Below are 22,633 nucleotides of genomic sequence, written 5' to 3' on the forward strand. Positions count from 1 at the left end.
CACTACCTGTACCCGTCCTTTCCAGAACGACGAAGTCTCTTGGGTACGCGCCCACCGGCGGGGCGTGGTTCCCGGGACGTGGGCGGCATCACCGAGGGGGGTAGCGCAACGGTGGACGGAGACGATGTTGCACGCGGCGACTTCCCTCGGCGCCAGGGCAAGGTGATCGGTGGGATCAAATAGCGGCCACGCCGCAGGAGCCAGGTGTGGACAAGGCCGATTGTGAGCAGGACAGTCGCGACAGCAAACCCGATGGTGTAGATGGTGTCGTGGGGAAGGTTCAACAGGCCGCCCAGCAAAAGGCCGATAACCCCACCGAACACCCACGCCAATTGGAGCGCAGTCTCCGAGCGACCGAAGGCAGAGGCGCTACTCGCTTCCGGTAAATCGCGCTGAATGATGGAGTCCAAGCAGACCTTGGCAAGCGAGGAGGCGGCGGATCCCACCAAGCCGACCAGCGCAGCAGAGGCCAGACCGGGCATAATCGCGGCGATAATCACCATCACCAGCACCGCCATCAAAGAGAAGATCGATATCGATTCAGGCGAACGCAGGTTCAACTTCGCGCCGAGGGCGTTGCCGATAAATCCACCGACTCCCGCCGCCACACCGACTATCCCCAAAAGCATGAGCTTGGTCAGCCCGCTCTCTGCGGCGTACTCCTGCATGACGACGAACGCGATGAACATTGCCAAGAAGCCGGTTTCGATCCGAATGACGCTGTTGGCCCACAACGTGGTGCGCACGGAAAGCGGTAGCGCGATGGGTCCGGATCTGGTGCCAGGTGCGAGCTGAACGGGAACTTCGCCCTCGGTGGACTCCACCCAAGCCGGGATCTTGATGCACAGGTAGGCGCCTGCAGCGCCGATAATGGCCGTGAACACCAGCGCTCCGGGGGAGCCGAATGCCCACGTCAGCGACGCCGAAACCGCGCCCGCCACGCCTCCAGCGATGAGACCGAAGACGGTCAGTCTGGAGTTGGTGGCAACTAACGTGATCGCCTCCGGGAGTACGCGCGGTGTGAGCGAGGCTTTGAGTACTCCAAAAGATTTACTGAAAACCAACGACGCTAAGGCGCAGGGATACAGCGCCCACGAGGCATCGCCATCTTTGAACGTAAAAATCATCAAGATCGCGAAAACGCCACGACCTGCCAGGGTCGCTGCCAAGGTCAACCGACGACCGGATTGCAACCGGTCCAGGAACGGTCCAATGATGGGTGCGATGAAGGCAAACGGAGCGACAGTGATGAGGAGGTAGAGCAATACCCGGCCGGCACCCTCCTCCGGTTTGACGAGGAATAGCGTGTTGGCCAGTGCTACTGCCAGCGCCGCATCAGTGGCGTAATTCGCCATCGTTGCGTAGGTGAGATGGGAAAGGCCCGACAGGTCTGCGCCGTCTGCGGTGGTGGCTTTCCTGAAGAGCTGGAACCCGCGCTCGGTGATTTCGCGGCTCCGCATTGCTGCGACTCTGGTGACGGTGATCTTGCGGGGCGTGCGACGCGCAGTCCCGTCAGTAGTAGGCCTTCCTACATCCCCCTTGCCAGCAGCGAGCGGCTCGGAATACGGAGGCAGATGCGCACCTCGTGGGCGCGGCGGGCGAGGGCGGCGCGCTGGGTCGGGAACGTGTTGCGGGAAGTCGTTTCCAGCATCGTTGTAACGCGGAAAGTCATCTCCCGCGTATTCGTCCCTGCTGTACTCGTCTTGCCGGTAGTCGTCCCTGCGGTAGTCGCCTCTGGGGTAGTCGTCCCTTGGGTAGGGCGGCTGCAAGTACGGAGCGCTTTCGGCCGGATCCCGTCGGGAATTACCTCGTTGCGGCCGCTGCAGCTGCTGCGGGGCGTGCTGGGGGTCTGAACGCGGATCCTGGTACTGGGAGTACTGGGGCGCTAGCGGTGGTTTCGACGGTTCGTACGCGGGCGCAGCTGTTCGCGGACGCGGCGGGTAATGGTTTTCAGCCGTGGGTTGGTAAGACTCGTAGGTCCGCCCAAGGGGCCTCCCGTGGGGCGGAAGAGATTGCTCTGGCGCGCTGCTTGGCAGTCCGGCTGATGGTTGAGCAGCATTGCGAGGCGGAGTGTCGTGAGCACCGCCGTACTGTCCGTAGCGGGGTCTGGGAAGCGCCGCCGTGTCCTGCTCGGCAAGCGGCACGTGTGCGGCCGGCCTGCCCAGCACAGTGGTGGGGCGATCGCTGTTGTCACTGAGGGGTGCATGGGGCGAGGCTGCTGCCGGGCTGGCGTGGCCGCTGGCGAGTTGATCCGCGTGGTGGGCTTGCTCCTGACGCGTCCAGTCCGCACGACGCCGAGCTTCCTGCTCGGCTGCGAAATCGGGGTCAGGGACATTCACCTTGCCTATCCTGCCTCACAGATCCAACAATTGTGCGTTCGGATGTGGCCGTGGTGCTCGTGGTGCACTCAGGGGCGCGTGTTGTGAAGTCGGATATGAGCCATACGGCATCATGGAGGCTGTGACCTTCGCAGTGGTAACCGCAGACAGCGCCGCCGATCCGCACCCCACGGAGAGCGTGGCCGCGCCGTTGCATCCCCGGGCGAGTGTGCAGATATCCGACACCGCAAGAGATTTGGCGCGGGCTGCGGCTACGGAGGAAGCTCTGCGACCGAGTTCAGTGGGTGATTTTCTCGACGCGGTGAGTGAGGACGACGTAGCAATTTCGGTCCGATTCGCCGTTACCGATGCCGGGTACGCAGGCTGGGCGTGGACTGTCACGGTGGCGATAGTGCCTGATGCGCAGCCCACCATCAGTGAAGTGGTGATGTTGCCGGGCGATGGCGCGCTGCTGGCGCCGGAGTGGTTGCCGTGGAATGAAAGAATTCGGGCAGGGGATCTGGGTGTTGGGGACGTGCTGTTGCCTATCGACAACGACCCTCGACTGGTTCCCGCTTACCTGCAGTCCGACGATCCGGCAATTGAGGACCTCGCCCACGAGCTCGGCATTGGCCGAGTGCGCGTAATGGGTCGTATCGGCAGACAGGACGCGGCGGCCCGCTGGCGCGAGGGCGAATTCGGACCGGACAGCGAAATGGCCAAGGCTGCTCCCGTGACATGTGTGCAGTGCGCGTTTTATCTCCCGCTCGCTGGCTCGCTCGGTGCGGTCGCCGGCGCGTGTGGCAACGAGATGTCGCCGGCAGACGGCAGAGTGGTGGATTCGGCTTACGGGTGCGGCGCCGGTTCGGAAGTGCGTGTGGAGTTGATTCCGTCGGGCTTCGGGGATTCGATGATTGATGAGAACACACTGGACGTGCACCCCAAAATGGTGGTCGATGGGCCGCAGCCCCTGGACGTGGACCCCCGTGAGCGGTTCCCGATTGACGAAGAGCCTGCGGGCGGGCAAGACGAGAACGGCGGCGGCGAGAGCGGCGACGGCGAGAGCGTCGACGCTGCGGAGTGGACAGCTGAGGCTGAGCTCGCCGCCGAAGCTCATACCCATGATGAGGCCGTCCATGGTGCGGGCAACGAAGATTCCTGACTTTGCTGCAGTGGCTGACCCGTTTGGCACAGCCGAGCTTCGGGCGGCGGTGGTGGCCACGTGGCAACGTTCCGTGGCTCGGTTGCGAGAAGACGCTAACGCCGAGGAGTCGTTGGCTTTCGTCGGCTACGCCGGCCGCGTGGTGGTAGAACTGGCCGCGAACGCTGCTGACGCGGCGATCGCTGCGGGAGTGCCCGGACGCATCCGGTTCTCGGTCGTCGACGGCGAACTTCGAGTGGCTAACACCGGAGCGCCGCTGACATCCGAAGGCGTGGCCGCACTTGCCTCCCTGCGGGCCTCAGCCAAACGCGATGCACTGGGGACGGTAGGGCATTTCGGCGTCGGATTCACTGCGGTGTTAGCGGTCTCCGAGGCACCTTCGGTGCATTCGGTGGGCGGGGGTGTGCAGTTCAGCGCGGCGCGAACCGCACAGTGTCTATCTGAATTGGGCTCTGCTGAACTTGACGCCGAAATCGATCGGCGCGGGGGGCACGTCCCGATCCTTCGGCTGCCGTGGCCGGCTGAGAATGTCGCCCTTCCAGCCGGTTTCACCACCGAAGTGCGACTGCCACTACTACCCGATGTGGACGTTGCGGGGTTACTTGCTGGCGTCGGGGATCATCTGTTATTGACGCTGCGAGGCCTCGACATTATCGAGCTGCCTGATCGAGTACTGACCAAATTGGAGCACAACGCCGACGAGATAAGCATTCTCGACGGTGATGTTGAAACGCGATGGCGGCTCAGTACCCGCACGGGACGACTCTCGCCCGAGCTCCTCGGCAGGCAGTTGGTCGAGCAACGAGGCCACGATCGATGGTGGGTGACCTGGGCGACGCCGGTGGGCAAGCGCCTCGGCGACGACGTCCTATATGCGCCGACGCCAACGGATGAGCCTTTAGCACTGCCTGCTCGATTGATGGGTTCGTTCCCCGTGGACGACACTCGTAGGCACCTAGCTGCTGGGGATCTGGCGGACTTTCTGCTGGCAGAAGCCGCCGAGGGTTATCTTCAGCTGATGCGCTCTGCGGAACCTGAGGATAGGTTGGATCTATTGCCCGCAGGCGGCTTTGGGATCAGCCAGATAGACACCGGCCTTCGGTTAGCGATTGCGAGCAAGGCTCGAAGCACTCCGTTGCTGGTGACCGTGAGCGGCGACGCTATTCGGCCAGAGGCCGCGGTGATGATGCCGGGGGCGGCGACGCAATTGCTGGAGCTTGTGGCGGACGCGGTTCCACACCTGCTGCCGGCGCCACGCTCGCTCAGCGATACCGAGGCGATGCGCACGTTGGGTGTTCGCACTCTCACGGTTGCCGAGATGTCCTCGGCTCTTGGGAGTTTGGGCCGCGAGCCGCAGTTTTGGGGCACGCTCTACGAACTGCTTGATTTTGCCTCGCCCGATGATCTTGCGGATCTGCCAGTGCCGACTGCCGACGGTCGTACGGTGCTGGGGGCTAAGAGCGTGCTGCTACCGCCGCCGTCTGGTTTGCCGGCGGGTGGCGCACTTGATGCTTTCGCCGATCTAGCAGCAGCCGTACCTTCGCTCCGTGTGGTGCATCCGGACGCGATAGTAAGCCAGGGTGCCCGACATCTGTTGCGGCGCCTGGGGGCTCAGTCTGCAGACGCGACGCAGATCCTTGCCCAACCTCCGGTCCTCGCGGAGATTGGGCAGCTGCGCTCGGAGTTGGAGGACTACGACCCCGAAGAGGATGACGACCGTTACCTCACGGTCGCGCACTCAGTACTCGGGGTCGTGCTTTCTGGTGGTCGACCCGAGATCGGTACCCTGGCGGATCTGCCGCTAACAAGTTCGGACGGACAGTGGTGGCCCATCTCTGAGTTGCTGGTGCCGGGTTCCTCCTTTGATGAGCTGGTAGACCCGGACGCGGGCGTGCCTTACGTGGACGCCTCGTGGATTCAGACCTACGGACGTGAAACCGTCGTCGCCGCAGGTGCTCTCGCTGAGTTTCGCATTGTGGCAGACGCTGCGGCAGTGGGACCGGACCATAATCTCCCCGATGAAGACCTGTGGTGGGACGAACAGGAAATTCACCACGGACCGATCTATTTCACGGCCATCGCTGATCTCGACCTGGTGGCGAACGAAAAATGGCCGCAAGCACTGAGATTGCTGGGTCAGCGCCGGGATTTGCTTGATTGCCTGCGCGGGCCGCATAGCTATTCTCGGTGGTGGATTTCGCACCATGCCATCCTCGACGGCCGAGCGCCCCGGGAATGGCGGCTGGCTAACGCCCATGATTTAGCCGGTCTTTTCGACGTTTTCCCGCTGCCTCTCGAGCCCGAACTTGCTACAGCCGTGGGAGTCCGTGCTTCTTTGCAGCAGCTGTTGATGCAAGAGCCGCAGGTGCTGCTCGACCGCTTCATTGATCCCGAGCGCACGGTGGCCAGCGCGCTCATCCCGGAGATTACCGCCGGAATCGTTCACGCACTAGCCGGGAATCCGGATATCGACCCGCCCGAGTGGATGCGCACGCTCAGTGGGAAAGTCATCGCGGCAGAGGAGGCCCTGGTCTTGGACCTTCCGTGGCTTGCGCAGGTGCTTGCTCCCGACGAAGTGGTAGCGGGCGGAAGCGACCCCCAGGAGGTCGCGAGGTGGTTGGATTTGGATCTTGCATCGGTGGCGCTTGATGCCGATGCACTGCGGCCCCTAGCTCGTGCTTGCGTGGGGGAGAGTCCGGCAACCAATGCCATCAATTCGGATGCGATTCTGCGGTGCTGGCGCGAACTGGGGGGCGCGGTTGAGACCGACATCCTCACGCGAGTAGGGGTTATCGAGTTCTTGACGGTAGTCGTGGAGGGTGATTCTCACGCGCTCACCTGGTGGGTAGCGGGCGATGAGATGTGGACCGACGGCAGCGCCGCCGGATGGGGAAAACTTCTCGCCCACCTGTTGGGTAAGTGGGAGTTGCGGTCGTGGGCCACCGCAGTGCTGGGCGGTGACCGCGTTGCGTTGAGCGAGTTCGGGTTCGGGTCTGTCACGAAGTAGTGGGCGTGCCCCGGGGGCCACGTAAGAAAATGGGCAACGTAAGAAAATGGGCAACGTAAGGATGGCGTCATGCGGACTTGGCTGACCGAGCAGTTCGATCTCACGGTGCCGGTAGTGAGCGCACCAATGGCCGGGGTCGCTGGCGGCAGGCTTGCCGCCGCGGTGTCCGCCGCGGGTGCATTAGGGATGATCGGCGTGGGTTCGAAGTCAGATCCTGCATGGCTAGACCATCAGATAGATGTGGCTGCCGCCGGCGAAAAGCCTTATGGCATCGGATTAATGGCGTGGTCGTTGAGCCGGGACGCCACCCCGGGTATGGCAGTACTCAAGGCCAGACCAGACCTGGTGTCGATCAGCTTCGGTGATGTTGAACCGTGGGTAGCGCCCATGCATGACAACGGTGTCGCGGTCGCTGCGCAGGCGGGAAACCTCCTAGAAGCTTTCGCCTTGGAGGATATGGGCGTGGACATCATCGTGGTGCGGGGCGCCGAAGGTGGCGGCCATGGGCGTAACGAAGTGGCGACACTCCCGCTGCTGCAAGCAGTTCTGGATAACGTGGATGTGCCTGTGCTGGCTGCCGGCGGCATCGGCACCGCACGAGGCCTTGCCGCTGTTTTGGCGGCGGGCGCGGCGGGCGCATGGGTGGGGACCGCCTTCACGTGTTGCCCCGAGGCGGATACCTTTGCTGCGGCGCAGGACGCGATAGTGGCGGCGGACCTTCACGACACAACGTACGGCCGGATATTTGACATTGTGCAGCATGTGCCGTGGCCCGCAGAATTTGGCGGCCGGTCCTTGCGCAACGAGTTCACTGCCGCGTGGGCAGGCCGCGAACACGAGTTGGAGGCCGGTTCGGCCGCGGCGTTAGCGGCGGGGGATCAAGTGGCCGCAGCCAAGGTGCTGGGTGATACCCGTTACGCGCCAGTGTATGCCGGTCAATCCGCGGGTTTGGTCCAGTCGCGCCGTCCCGCAGCAGAGGTGGTTGCTGACCTAGCCTGTGCGCAAGAGTATCTGCGGGCTGCAGCGGCGTTGGTGGGCTGAGAAGCTACCCCAGGGCGCTTGTCTGGGCGCCGCGTCGACCGCGCCTGGCAGCGCTGCGCTGCCAGCCGTAAATGCCCAACCCCACGAGGCCCAGAATCCAGCCCGTCATGCAGGTCCACAACCAGATCATCGCGTCGCTGTTGCGTAAATCGTCGATAAAAAACAGCAGCACCACGAACGCCACAAACCACAAGATGGTCCCTGGCACCACTACTCGGGTCAATTCGGCTTTGTAGACGGGTAGCGGCGGTGGTCCGGATAACGGCGCAGGAAGGCTGGGCACGTGTGCGCTGTGGGACGTTTCTGGAGGAAGATCGGCGCCGGTCACAGGCTTACTCTAACGGCCCGGACTCGTGAGGGGTGAGTGGTACCGGACCCCGCTCATCCAGCGACACAGGCGTAGGCGCTACAACATGGTCAGCTGAGGATAAAAGTGCTGAGATAGGCTAAACACATGCCGGAAATTGGACCGCTGGCCGCTGATTTGCGGTTTGCGTTGAACCGCATTAACCGCCGATTACGGCATCAAGTCGCCGCCGACGACCTCACGGTGTCGCAGCTTTCCGTGCTGGCCATCCTGAACCGCGAGGGCTTCCAGACTGCCGGGGAGCTCGCAACAAAAGAAAATGTACGACCCCCGTCGATGACGCGAGTGATCGGAGCGCTGGAAGCCGCCGGATTAGTGATGCGCAGCGACAACCCTGCCGATGGTAGGCAGGTGCTGGTGGATCTGACGTCGGAAGGACGGGGGAGGATCACCCTCGAAGTGTTGGCCCGCGAAAAGTGGTTGGCACAACAACTCTCGGAGCTCAGCATCGACGAGCGCCAAACACTTCAAGCCGCAGTCTCCATCCTGAACACGTTGGCCAGCGGCTGATGTCGGTCCGCGAGCCCCGCTAACAATGGCCGAGTTGGTGGAGATTATTGACCCGATGGACCCGCGCCTCGACGATTTTCGGGACCTGACAGTGGCTGATCGAAGGCCGGATCGACCCGGTGGGAGAGGTTTGGTGATCGCCGAGGGGGTCGTCGTGGTCCAACGGTTGCTCGCCTCGCCGTATCCGATCAGATCGCTCTTGGGGGTGCGTCGGCGCTATCACGAGTTGGCCGGGGACCTGGCGGATGTAGCAGTGCCGTACTACTGCGCGAGCGCTGAGGTGATGGCGCAGGCAGTGGGATTCCACCTCAATCGCGGCGTTCTTGCCACTGCGGATCGAGTGCAGTTTGCCGATGCCGGGTCACTTCTTGCACGCTCCCACACGGTTGCAGTCCTCGAGGGGATCGGTGACCACGAAAATATGGGATCGATCTTCCGCAATGCCGCGGCATTGGGGGTTGACGCGGTTCTCCTTGCTGAAGGCTGCGCTGACCCGCTGTACCGGCGCAGCGTTCGGGTGTCGATGGGCAATGTGTTCAAGGTTCCATTCGCAGTTCTGCACGGGTGGGTTGATGACGCCTGCTCGATGCTGCACGCCCATGGATTTACCATCGCGGCGCTGAGTCCCGCGGCTGATGCGATGCCACTTTTCACAGCCGGGCTTGCGGGCGCGCGAGTGGCGCTGTTGTTGGGCTCGGAAGGCCCTGGGTTAACGGACCAATCCATTGCCGCCAGTGACATCAGAGTGCAAATTCCGATGGCCGACGGCGTCGATTCATTGAACGTGGCTACCGCTGGCGCCATTGCTTTTGCCGCCGTCGCGCGGCAGCGATGATGACGCAGGCACCCGATGTGGGTGGGGCGACGGCGTTTTCTCGCAGTGCTACAGGCAAACTATGAATATGCCTGAGAACGAAGTCACACCACGGGGCCCCAACGAGACTTCGTCCGTCGACTGCGCGCTCCCCACACCGACACTTCCGGCGACTGCCGACGGCGTGATTGCAGGAGAAGCGGACAGATTTTTCCTACCCGGCGACTTGGAACCGGGGCCTGCTGTGGCAGAAAACCGACAGCCCGCCGCCGACTGGGAGTGGGTAGAGCAGTGGCGAGCGGGCGGGGAACGAACCCCGTGGGGTCCTGGTCTGGTCCTGGCTGCGTTCGCTGCGGCCATCGTGGCCATCGCGATCTACGTCATTACCGCCGGGCTTTCCGATCAGGTGATATTTGCCATTATTGCCAACGTTGTTATTGCCGGCGGCCTATCACCCGCGCTCTGGGTCGCCAGGACCCTGCCCGTGCTGCGGTGGATATCGCTCGGTGGTGCATGCGGCGCGGTCGTTGCGTGGTGCGCAGTCCTGTTCTTCCCGATTGCGACGTAACCTGCACGGCTTGAACGCTTGTCGTGATCAGACGAGGGAATCTTTCCATGCGGTGTGCAAACCGGCGAACCGCCCGGAACCGGCGATGAGGTCGTCAGGTTTACCATCTTCCACGATCGCGCCCCCTTCCATGACGAGAACGCGGTCGGCAATGGACACGGTCGAGAGTCGGTGGGCGATGATCACCGCGGTGCGCCCCCGCAGCACTTGCTTCAGCGCAGCCTGAACGGCTTGTTCGCTGGGGATGTCCAACGACGCCGTGGCCTCGTCCAGGATAAGCACAGCCGGATCAGCGAGAAACGCCCTGGCGAAAGCGACCAGCTGACGCTGGCCCGCAGATAGGCGTCCGCCGCGCTTGCGGACGTCGGTATCAAAGCCGTCGGGTAGTTTTCGGATAAACGTCGCTGCGCCGATGTGCTCGGCGGCATTTTCGATTTCCGCGCGGGTTGCTTCGGGCCTGCCCAGTGCGATGTTGTCGGCGACTGAACCGGAGAACAAAAATGACTCCTGCGTCACCATAACGATTCCACGCCGCAAGTCGGCAGTGGACAGCTCCGATAAGGCAATTCCATCGAGCATCACGCGGCCGTGGGTGGGATCGTAGAATCGCGCGAGCAACTTGGCAACCGTCGATTTCCCCGCTCCCGTTGCGCCGACAATGGCGACGGTCTGGCCCGCGGGGAGCGTGAGGTCGAACACCGGAAGCACCTCAGTGTCCGAGGTGTAGGAGAAACGGGCCTGCTCGAAGACAACGAGCCCGCGAGGGTCTGTGAGCTCTACCGGGTTGGCGGGTTCGGCGACCTGTGGTTCCTCCTCCAGGAGCCCGGAGAGTTTTTCCAGTGCAGCTGATGCCGATTGGAACGAGTTGTAGAACATGGCCAGCTCATCGAGCGGGTCGTAAATGCGCCTCAGGTAGAGCAGGAATGCAGTGAGCACGCCGATTTCAGTCGCGCCATCGATGACGCGCATCGCGCCGAACACCATGACGATAGCGAGCGAGAGATTGCCGATCAGGCGGACGCCGGGAGTGAAGACCGCCATCGCGATGAGCCCGTCACCGTTGGACTTGGCGTACGCATCGTTTTCTATCCGGAAGATCTTCTCGTTACGCGACTCTCGGCGAAATGCCACCACCGCACGCAAGCCGTTCATTGACTCGGCAAATTGGACGATCAAGGCGGCTATCGACGTCCGGGTTCGCCGGTAGATCGTCAGTGATGTGCGTTGGAACCAACGCGTCAAAAAGAAGATGGGGACGAACGCGACCAACGCTATGAGCCCAAGGGGGGCATCGAGAATGATCAGCGCGACCGACATAACAACCACCGAGAGCAATCCCGATACGAGGTTGTCCACACCCTGGGCGAGCAACTCGCCCAAGGTGTCCAGGTCGCTCGTCATCCGCGAAATGATTCGTCCCGACGTGTACTTCTCATGGAATGACAAGCTCAAAGACTGGGAGTGGTTGAAGACCCTGCCGCGCAGATCCAGCAGCAGGTCCTGAGAAATCCGGCCGCTGATAGCGGTAAAAAGTGCGCGAGTTGCGGCGCTGGCGATACCGGCAGCAAGGTAGGCAAGCAACGCGAATGTGAGTGGGGCTCGATTGCCCGATAGGAGCGCGGGCACCGCAGTGTCGATGGCGTACGCGATCAGCAACGGGCCGGAGAGGGCGGCGACTTGTTCGACGATCACGACTAGGAGCACCACGAGCGCAAGTTTGCGGTGTGGACGAAGCAGCATCCCGAGAAGCTTTCGTGACCGGGCTTGTAAACGCACTCCGACTGTCCTGGTCAGATCGTCGGAGTCCGTGTCCTCCGTCGCTACGCCCCGCCAAGAACGGTCGTCCAGCAGTGGCTTTGCTTGATCCGGGGGCTCGTTATTGCCGCCGCCGTAGTGAATTTCCGCGCTCATCGCTGCTCCTCCGCGAGCTCAATGGACCCGCTTGCGGCAGTTGCGAGGCTCCATTCGTCGACTTCGTCGGGCATGGTGGTGGTCAGTAGCTTGCGGTAGGCGGGCACCGTGGCCAGTAAATGAGAGTGTGGACCGATTGCCGTGATCGCGCCGTCGACCAGCAGCGCCACTTGGTCCGCCATCATCACGGTAGAGGCCCGATGGGCAACCATTAGACACGTGGTGCGCGCCAACACGTTTCGCAGGGCCGCTTCGACGGCGGCCTCCGTATGGATATCCAAAGCCGATAGCGGGTCGTCGAGGACAAGGACCCGGGGGTCCCCGACGACGGCGCGCGCAAGAGCCAACCGTTGCCGCTGCCCCCCGGACAGGCTCATGCCCTGCTCGCCGATCCGGGTATCCAGACCCCACGGCAGGTCGTGCACAAAGTCGGCCTGCGCTACCGAAAGTGCCTGCAGCACGTCATCTTCGGTGCTGTCGGGGCGCCCAAGCGTCACGTTCTCCCGGACGCTCGCTGAAAACAACGTGGGTTCCTCAAAAGCGACGGAAACGGCGGAACGCAGGTCGGGCAACGACAACTCGCGGACGTCGACCCCGTCAAGGGTGATCCGGCCACCGGTGACGTCGTAGAGCCGGTTGACCAATGACGTCAGTACCGTTTTGCCCGACCCCGTTGCTCCCACGACTGCTACGGTCTGGCCAGCGTGCAGGTGAAGAGTGACGCCGCGCAAGAGATCTGGGCTTTCGGGTTTTGCGTCGGCGAATCGGAACCGAACGTCCTCGAAACGCACCTCGCCAGAGGGAGCGCCCGAGTGTTTCGGTGGCAAAGGTACGGGTGTGCCGGGCGATTGAACGGTGATTTCCGCATCCATCACCTCGAAGTACCGCTGGGATGTAGCAGCCGCATCGTTCAACATGGCAAGGAGCCAGCCGATGGAGTCCACCGGCCACCGCAGCATCACGGCGACCGCAAAGAACGCGGTGAGCGTCCCAGCTGACATGGTCCCGTCCGCAATGAGCTGGACACCAAAGAACAACGCGAGGGCAATGGCGATCTCCGGTAGCAAGGTGATCACCGACCACCACACAGCGATGACGCGCACTTTGGCGAGTTCGGTGGATCTCAACTGTGCGGCTTGCGTGAGAAACACTCGTCCGAGATGTGCGGATCGCCCAAACGATTTCAGGATGCGAATGCCGAGTACGGACTCTTCAACAATCGTTGCCAGGTCGCCTACTTGATCCTGGGACCGGCGAGCCAGCAGTCGGTAATTGTTCTCAAAAAATATGCACAGCACTACCAAGGGCAGTGCCGCGCCAACGAAGATAAGTCCGAGTTGCCAGGCCAAGGACAGCAAGATGAGGACTCCGACGACGAGCGTGACGAGATTGACGAACAGAAAAATGAAGCCGAAGGCGAGAAACCACCGGATTCTGGAAAGGTCTGAAACTGCACGCGAGAGTAATTGACCTGATGACCATTTGTCGTGGAAGGACATCGGGAGCGACTGCAATCGGCAGTAGATGTCCTGCCGCATCTTCGCTTCAACCCGCATCGTTGGCCTACTTGAGAGCACCCGCCGGATACCGAAGAGGGCTGCCTCCAGAACGCCGAGTGCGACCATCAACAAGCCAGGACCCCACAACGCTGAAAAGTCTTTCGCTGCAATGGGTCCGTCAATGATCTTGCCAATAACGAGCGGGATGAACAGGCCGCACAATGTAGCTATGAGCGCCGTGATCGCAGACGCGATGAGCGAGGGAAGTGCGGGGCGTACGTAGGGGAGCAGGCGCCTCAGATTTGCCAGGGTGCTGGATCGTGCAGCTACAGGGGCGTTCAAAGGTTCGGTGGCGGGGGTGTGGGAGACATCAGACATAACTTGTTTGAGGCTACGCCGTAGGGCCGACAGTGCTCAACGGATTATCGGCGGCCGCGCTACTCACACCTTGCTACTGGAGGGAGCTGCTGAATGCACCCAGTGCACGCATCTAGTGCCCGGAGCTGCGCACTCCAAGGAGGACGTCTTCCCAGGACGGCATCGCGGGTCGTGCAGGTTTCTTTGCTTTGACACCTTGCTGATCCTCGGTGTGGGCGGGGGCCTTGGAATGCGCGCGATCCGTTGCTGTTGTGCCGTTGTCGGTGGTGTGAGCCAGCGCTGCGGCTACCCGGTTGGCGCCAGCACCAGAACCAGCACCGTCGCTCAGGCTGGCGGGCATGAGCGGCATGGTGGGCGCGGACTCTTCGGCTGCAGTCAGCTGTAACGGATTGGGCAGAGGCCGGCCCGCAGGTGCGGCCGGGACGAGTTGTTCGCGCACCGTCCGGAGCGGCCGAGGAGCTGGATCCATCAGTTCGGTCGCGTTTTCGTCAGCCGCGTTCAGGGATCCCGAGCTAGGACCGGAGAAGGTCCAGCGCGCGGTGTTATCGCTACGGCCAACCTGCCAGGTCAGCTTCAAAATCCAGCCACTGCCCTCTTCGCGGTAGGAATCCCACAGCAGCGGGCCGCCGTGGCCGCGCTCGTGCAGGATTTCGGTCACCATCGCCTCGATGCTGCGCGGGGACACCTCCCCACCAATCACCGGGTGTGCTGATTTCGCCACATCGGCCATTGCTGCGCGCTCCATCAGGACCGGATAAGCGAAACGTTCAATGCGGCTCACATCGCTGCCCGCGAGGGCGGCAACTTCTTCGATACTCGCGCCGGCGCGAACTTTGGCTTGGATATCCCTCGGACGCAGCTGCGGTTCCAATTCAATCTCCAGTTGGCCAAGTCGGCTGACGTCCCCGCGGGCGGCGGCCCGGAGTCGCTCGTCAGCGGGAATGGCGAATTGATCGCCGGACTCGGGCTCTTCGCACACCAAACTGACGCCATCGACAGCAAGGCCGAGCACTCGTAGCGCGCGCATGAATCCCTCCTCCCCACCGGTGCATCCGACCTGCTTTTATCCGGTGTAAGGAAAAACTTAGTCGCGAGAGATGCCACCACCGTCCAGGCGCGCCGTAGGTGTGGCCAGCAGCTGTTGTGGTAGCTGACACCACCGGGTGTCGGGCCCCGGTGGTAGGACTATGAAGATGACACACCACCATGGCGCCCCCACCACAAATGGATGTGACGAGAAGCTGAGTACGCCATTTGACGACCTTGACGCGTACATGGCCCTGCCGCGAATGAGCGGGCTGACGCTGTCCCCGGATGGGACGCGGTTGGTCGTTGGCTGTGCGAGCCTCGACGCAAAATCCACGGCTTACCGCACAGCGTTATGGGAGGTTGACCCAGCGGGCACAGCGCCGGCGGTAAGGCTGACACGAGGGGCCAAGGGCGAATCCGGCGCAGCCTTCACCTGCGGTGGTGACCTGTTGTTCACGGCTGCCAGACCAGATTCTGACGGCAACTCCGAGGACGACGCACCCGCCGGGTTGTGGAGACTGCCCGCAAGGGGCGGGGAAGCCGAACTGGTGGCGTTAATGCCGGGCGGTGTGTCGGGGCTGCGCACGGCGCGCTCGGCTCCCGTACTGCTGGCCAGTACATCGATGCTGGCATCGGCCGTGGATACGGATTCAGACGAGAAACTCCGAAAAGCTCGCAAAGACAACAAAGTTTCGGCCATTTTGCACTCCGGGTACCCCGTCCGCTACTGGGACGCTGACCTCGGACCTGACGCCCCGCACCTCGTGGTGGCAGAGCTGGCCAGAGATACCAGCGAAATAGCGGGCGTGCGCTCGGCGCACCTGACGTTTGCGGACCTGGCACCGGCGCCTGGACAGGCACTGCGCGAGGCGCACTATGACGTCAGCGCGGACGGCTCGATGGTCGCGACCAGTTGGCAGGTTGCCGAAGCCAGGGGCTCTCAGCGCTCGGATCTTATGCTGTTCAACCGGTCCTCGGGTGCGAAACAGGTTCTTGTCTCGGGCGGGAACGCAAGTTGGGGGGAGCCCGCCTTCTCTCCCGACGGTAGCTATGTCGCCTGCGTCAGCGAGTCGGTATCCACTCCGTTACAGGCGCCCGTTATCCGCGTTCATCTGGTGAATGTGGCGGACCGTTCAGTGCGCCAACTGGCGGCGTCCTGGGATCGTTGGCCTGCGAGCATGGCGTGGTTACCCGACGGCACCGGCTTGTTGATCACCGCAGATGACAACGGGCGGTCGCCGATCTTCCACCTGGATCTGGCTTCGGATCACGTCACCCGAATCACCCACGACGACGCGGCATACACCGACCTGCAGGTGGCCCCCGATGGCTCGGCGGTGTACGCGCTGCGATCCTCCTACGCGGCCCCGGCACATCCGGTGCGCGTTGTGTTGGCCGGCGACTGCGGGGTAGTCACCCCCCTTCAGGCTCCGGCACCGAATCCCGACCTTCCAGGGGCCCTGACGGAGGTAGCCACGCACGCCGCGGACGGTCATCCGGTCCGCGGCTGGCTCGCGATGCCCGCCGGCGCCAGTTCCGCGACGCCCGCACCGCTGTTGCTCTGGATCCACGGCGGCCCGCTCGGCTCATGGAATGCTTGGTCGTGGCGCTGGAACCCGTGGCTGATGGTCGCGGCAGGATATGCGGTTCTCTTGCCCGACCCCGCGCTGTCGACCGGTTACGGTCAGGAATTCATTCAACGCGGATGGGGTGCATGGGGTGGCGCGCCTTATACAGATCTGCTGGCCGTCACCGATGCCGCAATTGCTCGGGCCGATATCGATGCGAGCAGAACAGCCGCGATGGGTGGGTCGTTCGGTGGCTACATGGCGAACTGGGTGGCGGGACATACCGATAGGTTCTCTGCCATCGTCACCCATGCAAGCCTCTGGGCGCTGGACCAGTTCGGACCGACAACCGACGCGTCGTACTACTGGGGCCGCGAGATGTCACCGGAGATGAGCGAAGCGAATTCGCCGCACCACCATGTTGGCAAAATCGTGACCCCCATGCTGGTGATCCACGGCGATCGGGACTATCGAGTACCAATCGGTGAGGGGCTCCGGCTCTGGTATGAGTTGATTTCGAAATCTCAACTGCCCATTGACGACGACGGGAAGACTGCGCACAGGCTGCTGTACTTCCCGAACGAGAACCACTGGGTGCTCTCACCACAGCACGCCAAGATTTGGTACGAGGTGGTGCTCGGGTTCTTGGCCGAACATGTTCTTGGCCAGGGCGCGCCCACGCTTCCCGAGCTACTCGGTTAGCGGCGCTCGAACAGCGAGTACACAAGAGCCGCACCGTGCGGCGTAGAGCGCCGCACGGTCCGGCTTGGACGGTTCAGTGTTCGGGTCCTACAGAGCAGCGACGATGTAGTCGATGCATGCTGTCAGGGCCTGCACATCTGACGGGTCTACTGCGGGGAACATGCCGACTCGAAGCTGATTGCGACCAAGCTTGCGATATGGCTCGGTATCAACAACACCGTTGGCGCGCAACACCTTTGCCACCGCAGCAGCGTCCACCGACTCGTCGAAGTCGATGGTTCCGACCACCTGTGATCGCAGCTCCGGATTGCTGACGAACGGGGTGGCGAAAGGTGAAGCCTCGGCCCAGTTGTACAGGATCTGCGACGACTCGCGAGTACGCCCGGTGGCGAAATCAAGGCCACCGCCCGCGTTAAGCCAGTCGAGCTGCTCCGCCAACAGGAACAAGGTGGCGACCGCCGGCGTGTTGTAGGTCTGGTCCTTGGTGGAATTGTCCAAAGCTGTTGCCAGCGAGAGGGATTCCGGGATCCAGCGGTCGGTGGCGTTGATCTCGGCAACCCGGGCCTGTGCGGCCGGCGACATGAGCGAGATCCAAAGGCCACCGTCCGAGCCGAACACCTTCTGCGGCGCGAAGTAGTAGACATCGGTTTCTGAAATATCGACTGGCAAGCCGCCAGCGCCGGAGGTGGCATCGATCAGTACCAGCTGGTCAGCTGTGGCGCCGTGGGGGCGACGAACCGGAACGGCTACCCCAGTCGATGTTTCGTTATGCGCCCACGCATAGACGTCGACATCGGCCTCAAACTCGGCGACGGGAGCGCTGCCCACCTCGGCCGTAATCACCGTGGGATTGCCCAGGAACGGGGCGCCCTTTGCCACTGACGCAAATTTGGCCGAGAACTCGCCGAATGTCAGGTGCTGGGAGCGCTGCCTGATCAAGCCGACTGCGGCCGCGTCCCAAAACGCGGTGCTGCCCCCGTTGCCCAGTACCACCTCGTAGCCTTCGGGCAACGAAAAGAGGTCGGTGAGGCCTGATCGCACCCGGTGAACCACATTCTTCACCGGTGCCTGCCGGTGCGATGTCCCCATCACAGAGGAACCGGACGCTGCCAACGCAGCCAAGGCCTCGGGGCGGACCTTGGAGGGTCCGCAGCCGAAGCGGCCGTCAACGGGTAACAGTTCGGTGGGCACTACGATGGTGGCGGCCTCGGCCATGGATGAAACTCCTCGTCACAGTGATGACAAATGGTGGCGGCTCCGAGCTCGAAGTCGCTAGAACAGTGTCCCACTGGTGTGTGAGGCAGATGTGACTGGTGCCAGCAGGGGCTTAGTCGGCCCTAGCCGAGTTGGCCTCGGTCAGCGGTCCAGCGATGAGAATCTTGATCACCGGTTCGCCCTCTTCGTCGGAGGCGGCAAGGTCGACCTCAGCGTCGAGGCCCCAGTCCCGATCGCCGTCTGGGTCGTCAAAGGCCTGCCGTACTTCCCATTTTTCGGGGAATTCGGTGATGGTGACCAGACCCGCACTGCGCGCCACCGGGCCGATGCCCATCTCGTCGTATTCCTGCCAGTACTCGTCCATCGCGTCTTCCCAATCCGCTTGAGTCCAATCCTCATCCAACAGCGCGAGTGCCGAGTATCGTTCCAGCGCAATGAGTTCCACCCGGCGAAAGAGCGAGTTGCGCACCATGATGGCAAAGGCGCGGTGGTTAGCGGTAACGCCGCGATTGGCGCTCGGCGGGCGCGGACCCGAGTCGGAGTGAGTAAAAAGATCCTCCGGGTGAGCCAGAGATTCCCATTCGTCGAGCAGCGATGAGTCAACACCGCGAACAAGCTCGCCGAGCCAACTAATCAAGTCAGAAAGCTCCTCGGTTCGGGCTTCGGTGGGGACGGTGCGGCGCATCGCCTGGTAGGCATCGGAGAGGTAGCGCAGCACCACGCCTTCCGACCTGGTCAAGCTGTAGAAGGCCACATACTCGGTGAAATTCATTGCCCGTTCGTACATATCGCGGACTATTGACTTCGGCTCCGGCTGGAAGTCGTTGATCCAGGGGTGGCCGATCCGGTAGGAGTCGTAGGCAACCTGGATCAATTCGGCCAGCGGTTTCGGATACTCGATGTCCTCAAGCAGCGCCATGCGCTCCTCGTATTCGATACCGTCAGACTTCATCTGCGCCACCGCTTCGCCGCGGGCGTGGTGACGTTGCGCGGACAGCACGGTGCCCGGGTTGTCCAGGGTGGCTTCGATGAGCGACACCACGTCAAGTCCGTAGTCCGGTGAGTCGACGGCGAGGAGCTCAAGGGCAGCCAACGCCAGCGGCGAGAGCGGCTGATTCAGCGCGAAATCCAATTGAAGATCGGCGGTGAGTTTCCACCGTCGGCCTTCGGAGTCGGGCGCGTCAAGTTTCTCCACGATCCCGGCCGCGAGGAGTCCCCGCGAAATTTCCAGCGCACGTTTGGCATGTTTGAGCTGCCGGACGCGCGGCTCGTGGGACTCCTCGATCAGGTGGCGCATCGATGCAAATGCATCACCGGGCCGGGAGATCACGCTCAGCAGCATGGAATTGGTGACGTTAAAATGGGAGGTGAGCGGTTCGGGCTGGGCGGCAATCAACCTATCGAAGGTGGCTTCCGTCCACGAGATGAAGCCCTCCGGTGGCTTCTTTCTCACGACTCGTTTGCGTTTGACGGGATCGTCTCCGGCCTTGCGCAGCAGCCGCTCGTTTTCGATGGCGTGTTCGGGAGCCAGGATCACAACATCACCTGCCACGTCGAACCCGGCGCGGCCAGCGCGGCCGGCGATCTGATGGAACTCGCGGGCGCTGAGCATCCTGGTGCGAACCCCGTCATACTTCGACAGCCCGGTGAACAGGACCGTCCTAATCGGTACGTTGATCCCGACGCCCAGCGTGTCGGTTCCGCAGATCACCTTGAGTAACCCGGACTGCGCAAGCTTTTCGATGAGCCGACGATATTTAGGCAGCATGCCCGCGTGGTGGACTCCGATGCCGTGGCGAACGAGGCGGGAGAGAAGGCGGCCAAACCCTGCCGAGAATCTGAAATCGCCGATCAGATCAGCGATTTGGTCTCTTTCGGCGCGGGTTGCCACGGTGATGGACAGTAGCGACTGTGCGCGTTCTAGCGCCGCGGCTTGGGTGAAGTGCACGACGTACACGGGCGCGCGGTGCGTAGTCAGCAGCTCTTCCAGCGTCTCCTGGAGCGGCAGCGATACGTAGGAGAACTGTAGCGGGACCGGGCGTTCCACGCCGGTAATGACGGCTGTCTCGGCTCCGGTCTGCTTCGTCAGCTCCTCGGCAAAGAACGTGACGTCCCCCAGGGTTGCGGACATAAGGACGAAGCGCGTCCGGGTGAGTTCCAAAAGTGGAATTTGCCAGGCGACACCCCGCTGTCGGTCCCCGTAGTAGTGGAATTCGTCCATGACGACCATGCCCGCGTCGGTGTCTGGTCCTGTGCGCAACGTGACTGATGCGAGAATTTCTGCGGTGCAACAGATGATGGGCGCATCGGAGTTGACCGAACTGTCGCCGGTGACCATGCCAACGTTGTCGGCGCCGAAAATGGCAACGAGGTCGAAGAACTTTTCGGATACCAGGGCCTTGATAGGGGCCGTGTAGTAGGACCGGCGCCCCGTCGCGAGCGCGGTGAAGAGTGCGGCAGTGGCGATCAGGCTCTTGCCGGAACCGGTGGGGGTAGCCACGATCACGTTGGAGTCGGCCACAATTTCCAGTAGCGCCTCTTCCTGATGGGAGTACAGGGGCAGCCCGCGCGCCATCGCCCAGCGGACAAATATGTCGTAGAGGGCGTCGGGATCGGTGCCGCCGACCTCGTCCACATGATGGGTGGGCGTGGGGATGAGGTCAGCAAGAGTCACGCCGCCAACCCTGCCACACCGATGATGGAGGGTAGGCGGCTCTTCCAGCGCTTCTGCTGCGCCGCAAGGCTGACAATGAAATTGGGCTTCGTGGGTGCGTCGGCTCGTCGTCGGTGGACCCGCGTAGCGTCCTGCGGAGGCGTCGGCGCTGACTCGGGCAAGCTAGCTGCCTACGCAAAGAATGCCAGCAGAGCCTGCAGGCATCACAGGAAAGGTAGTGAGGATGAGCGCTCCGAATGATGATGGCGTGGACTTGGCGAGGATGCGTCGCAGCTACGCCGGCGCAGGATTGGCCGAGGAAGACTTGGCGCAGGACTGGTTAGTGCAATTCCAGTTGTGGCTATCCCAAGCCGTCGCCGGCGGTTTGACGGAACCCAACGCGATGGTGCTGGCCACCGTCGACATTAATGGTGCGCCGTCGGCGCGGACCGTTTTGTGCAAAGGCGTCGACCACACGGGCGTGGTGTTCTACACGAATTACACCTCTACGAAATCGGCGGATCTACGGTCCAATCCCGCGGCAGCGGTGACGTTTCCCTGGATTGATCTACAGCGCCAAGTGCACTTTCGAGGTCTCGTCACCAAAGTCGATGCAGCCACCACCGCTGCCTACTGGCGGACGCGTCCGCGCGGATCGCAGTTGGGTGCGTGGGCCAGCCCCCAGTCCACCGTGCTTGGTTCCAGGCGCGCACTGGACGATCTTCAAACCGCGCTGGAAGTTCGGTTCGGTGGCGGCCCGGATGCTGTTGACGCACCCGCTATCCCTGTCCCACCACATTGGGGTGGATGGCGGCTGATGCCCGAGACTGTCGAGTTCTGGCAAGGCAGACTTTCCCGCATGCACGACAGGCTGCGCTATCGTCTCAACGGCCAAAACACGGACGGCACCGCACGCTGGGTGATCGAAAGGCTGGCGCCCTAACTAGCACCTCGGCACCTGCGGCCCTTCGCGAGCTGCAGGTGCCGGAGCCTGGCTGGTTAGGGCACAATCAGCGCTGGCGGCCGTCACAAACACGGCGAACTGATTAAGGGAGGTTTGTCCATGACGCAGGGCTGGAACGGCGGCACCCAGGACCCGAAGATTGGGCATACCGATGCGGCCTCCCCGACCATGGGTGGGGAAGGGCCGCAACGGGGGTACCCCCACATGGGAGTGCCAGCGGGGAATTCACCGCATGGTGGCCACTCACCAACCGGATACCCTCAGCAGGTATCTGCCCAACCGGGGACAGAGCAGCACCCTTATGCCCAGCCCGGGTATGCCCAGCCCGGGTATGCCCAGCCCGGGTATGCCCAGCCCGGGTATGCCCAGCCCGGTTATGCTCCCGGGTATCAACAGGCGGGGTATTTGCACGCTGCTTACGGACAGCAGTATTCGCCCCTTCCGCCCGAGGCCAGGAAGCCAGGTGTGGTCAACGGCGCCGCGGTGCTCGCTTTTGTTCAGGCTGGAATCATCATCGTTGCTGGAATCGTCGCAGTGAGCGGCGGTAGCGCCTTAAGCAACCTCGACTACAGAACACGCAACTGGCAGGACACCCAGTTGCTCATCATGGGTGTTCTCACGCTGGTTGCGGGTGGGCTGCTGATCGCTGGCGGAGTAGCTGCGTACAACAAGAAATTCGCCCTACTCCTCGGCGGTGCGGGGCTTTCCCTGGCCCTGTCGGTGTGGTGGGCGATTCTCGTCAGCAAGATGCCTTTTGCCAGCACCTGGTTGGTCTGGGTACTGCTCTTGGCGGTGATGCCCATCATCTCCACTGCATTGGTTCTGGGAACGACGGCCCAACGTTGGTCGAAAACCCCCACTGCTTAAGCTCGATAGCGTTTCCAGGACGACAGCCTGCGACACTTTCAGGCACGGAAGGTTTGTGAC

Annotated in this window: 16 protein-coding genes; 9 read left to right on the forward strand and 7 right to left on the reverse strand. The window is 62.6% G+C overall.

All coding sequences use genetic code 11. The features are described 5' to 3' along the window. Positions 1-2: 2 nt before the first annotated feature. Positions 3-2,339 carry an MFS transporter gene (locus EH165_RS02905; protein WP_124797949.1) on the reverse strand — a complete coding sequence of 779 codons (2,337 nt, stop codon included), beginning with the start codon at positions 2,337-2,339 and terminating at the stop codon, positions 3-5. A 121-nt stretch (positions 2,340-2,460) separates the two neighbouring features. On the opposite strand from EH165_RS02905, the gene EH165_RS02910 reads away from it, so the two are divergent. The 3 genes from EH165_RS02910 (at position 2,461) to EH165_RS02920 (ending at position 7,528) form a co-directional block, all read left to right on the forward strand. Beyond that, a complete protein-coding gene (locus EH165_RS02910) occupies positions 2,461-3,480 on the forward strand; it encodes a DUF3027 domain-containing protein (RefSeq protein WP_206426066.1) in 1,020 nt (339 codons plus the stop codon). Further along, on the forward strand, positions 3,440-6,487 hold the full coding sequence (locus tag EH165_RS02915) for a sacsin N-terminal ATP-binding-like domain-containing protein (protein ID WP_124797951.1): 3,048 nt from the start codon (positions 3,440-3,442) through the stop codon (positions 6,485-6,487). The genes EH165_RS02910 and EH165_RS02915 overlap by 41 nt, the downstream gene beginning before the upstream one ends. Positions 6,488-6,556: 69 nt before the next feature. Then, on the forward strand, positions 6,557-7,528 hold the full coding sequence (locus tag EH165_RS02920) for an NAD(P)H-dependent flavin oxidoreductase (RefSeq protein WP_124797952.1): 972 nt from the start codon (positions 6,557-6,559) through the stop codon (positions 7,526-7,528). A 4-nt stretch (positions 7,529-7,532) separates the two neighbouring features. On the opposite strand, the gene EH165_RS02925 is transcribed toward EH165_RS02920, so the two are convergent. Next, entirely contained in the window at positions 7,533-7,856 is a 324-nt protein-coding gene (locus EH165_RS02925) for a DUF2530 domain-containing protein (protein ID WP_206426067.1), read from the reverse strand. 126 nt (positions 7,857-7,982) lie between these two features. Here EH165_RS02925 and EH165_RS02930 point away from each other — a divergent pair, with 126 nt between their 5' ends. The 3 genes from EH165_RS02930 (at position 7,983) to EH165_RS02940 (ending at position 9,787) form a co-directional block, all read left to right on the forward strand. Beyond that, complete coding sequence (locus EH165_RS02930; RefSeq protein ID WP_124797953.1) at positions 7,983-8,405, forward strand: MarR family transcriptional regulator; 423 nt, start codon at positions 7,983-7,985, stop codon at positions 8,403-8,405. Between the two features lie 25 nt (positions 8,406-8,430). Continuing rightward, positions 8,431-9,240, forward strand: a complete 810-nt coding sequence (locus tag EH165_RS02935) for a TrmH family RNA methyltransferase (RefSeq protein ID WP_124797954.1) — start codon at positions 8,431-8,433, stop codon at positions 9,238-9,240. A gap of 67 nt (positions 9,241-9,307) precedes the next feature. After that, positions 9,308-9,787 carry a DUF2537 domain-containing protein gene (locus tag EH165_RS02940; protein WP_164479098.1) on the forward strand — a complete coding sequence of 160 codons (480 nt, stop codon included), beginning with the start codon at positions 9,308-9,310 and terminating at the stop codon, positions 9,785-9,787. Between the two features lie 27 nt (positions 9,788-9,814). Here EH165_RS02940 and EH165_RS02945 read toward each other — a convergent pair whose 3' ends face one another. The 3 genes from EH165_RS02945 to sepH form a co-directional block, all read right to left on the reverse strand. Further along, positions 9,815-11,698, reverse strand: a complete 1,884-nt coding sequence (locus EH165_RS02945) for an ABC transporter ATP-binding protein (RefSeq protein ID WP_124797956.1) — start codon at positions 11,696-11,698, stop codon at positions 9,815-9,817. Further along, entirely contained in the window at positions 11,695-13,575 is a 1,881-nt protein-coding gene (locus EH165_RS02950) for an ABC transporter ATP-binding protein (RefSeq protein WP_124797957.1), read from the reverse strand. The genes EH165_RS02945 and EH165_RS02950 overlap by 4 nt, the downstream gene beginning before the upstream one ends. Positions 13,576-13,687: 112 nt before the next feature. Then, on the reverse strand, positions 13,688-14,602 hold the full coding sequence (gene sepH, locus EH165_RS02955) for a septation protein SepH (protein ID WP_124797958.1): 915 nt from the start codon (positions 14,600-14,602) through the stop codon (positions 13,688-13,690). 166 nt (positions 14,603-14,768) lie between these two features. On the opposite strand from sepH, the gene EH165_RS02960 reads away from it, so the two are divergent. After that, the gene (locus EH165_RS02960) at positions 14,769-16,874 is read left to right on the forward strand and encodes a S9 family peptidase (protein ID WP_124797959.1); all 2,106 of its coding nucleotides are present in this window, start codon (positions 14,769-14,771) and stop codon (positions 16,872-16,874) included. A gap of 87 nt (positions 16,875-16,961) precedes the next feature. Here the strand turns inward: EH165_RS02960 and serC are convergent, their stop codons facing one another. Beyond that, a complete protein-coding gene (gene serC / locus EH165_RS02965; protein WP_124797960.1) occupies positions 16,962-18,089 on the reverse strand; it encodes a phosphoserine transaminase in 1,128 nt (375 codons plus the stop codon). Between the two features lie 112 nt (positions 18,090-18,201). Then, a complete protein-coding gene (locus EH165_RS02970) occupies positions 18,202-20,763 on the reverse strand; it encodes a DEAD/DEAH box helicase (RefSeq protein ID WP_239020673.1) in 2,562 nt (853 codons plus the stop codon). A 223-nt stretch (positions 20,764-20,986) separates the two neighbouring features. On the opposite strand from EH165_RS02970, the gene pdxH reads away from it, so the two are divergent. Both pdxH and EH165_RS02980 read left to right on the forward strand, forming a co-directional pair. Further along, complete coding sequence (gene pdxH, locus EH165_RS02975; protein ID WP_124797961.1) at positions 20,987-21,685, forward strand: pyridoxamine 5'-phosphate oxidase; 699 nt, start codon at positions 20,987-20,989, stop codon at positions 21,683-21,685. A gap of 120 nt (positions 21,686-21,805) precedes the next feature. Next, the gene (locus EH165_RS02980; protein WP_124797962.1) at positions 21,806-22,573 is read left to right on the forward strand and encodes a hypothetical protein; all 768 of its coding nucleotides are present in this window, start codon (positions 21,806-21,808) and stop codon (positions 22,571-22,573) included. The last annotated feature ends 60 nt before the right edge of the window (positions 22,574-22,633 follow it).

Origin of the sequence: Nakamurella antarctica, from assembly GCF_003860405.1 — a bacterium.
GTDB lineage: Bacteria > Actinomycetota > Actinomycetes > Mycobacteriales > Nakamurellaceae > Nakamurella > Nakamurella antarctica.

Excerpts from the sequence above, each read along its gene's own strand:
- EH165_RS02950 (WP_124797957.1), bottom strand. The coding sequence starts at position 13,575 with ATGTCTGATGTCTCCCACACCCCCGCCACCGAACCTTTGAACGCCCCT.
- EH165_RS02960 (WP_124797959.1), top strand. The coding sequence starts at position 14,769 with ATGACACACCACCATGGCGCCCCCACCACAAATGGATGTGACGAGAAG.
- EH165_RS02920 (WP_124797952.1), top strand. The coding sequence starts at position 6,557 with ATGCGGACTTGGCTGACCGAGCAGTTCGATCTCACGGTGCCGGTAGTG.
- EH165_RS02935 (WP_124797954.1), top strand. The coding sequence starts at position 8,431 with ATGGCCGAGTTGGTGGAGATTATTGACCCGATGGACCCGCGCCTCGAC.
- EH165_RS02980 (WP_124797962.1), top strand. The coding sequence starts at position 21,806 with ATGACGCAGGGCTGGAACGGCGGCACCCAGGACCCGAAGATTGGGCAT.
- pdxH (WP_124797961.1), top strand. The coding sequence starts at position 20,987 with ATGAGCGCTCCGAATGATGATGGCGTGGACTTGGCGAGGATGCGTCGC.
- sepH (WP_124797958.1), bottom strand. The coding sequence starts at position 14,602 with ATGCGCGCGCTACGAGTGCTCGGCCTTGCTGTCGATGGCGTCAGTTTG.
- serC (WP_124797960.1), bottom strand. The coding sequence starts at position 18,089 with ATGGCCGAGGCCGCCACCATCGTAGTGCCCACCGAACTGTTACCCGTT.
- EH165_RS02915 (WP_124797951.1), top strand. The coding sequence starts at position 3,440 with ATGATGAGGCCGTCCATGGTGCGGGCAACGAAGATTCCTGACTTTGCT.
- EH165_RS02940 (WP_164479098.1), top strand. The coding sequence starts at position 9,308 with ATGCCTGAGAACGAAGTCACACCACGGGGCCCCAACGAGACTTCGTCC.
- EH165_RS02930 (WP_124797953.1), top strand. The coding sequence starts at position 7,983 with ATGCCGGAAATTGGACCGCTGGCCGCTGATTTGCGGTTTGCGTTGAAC.
- EH165_RS02945 (WP_124797956.1), bottom strand. The coding sequence starts at position 11,698 with ATGAGCGCGGAAATTCACTACGGCGGCGGCAATAACGAGCCCCCGGAT.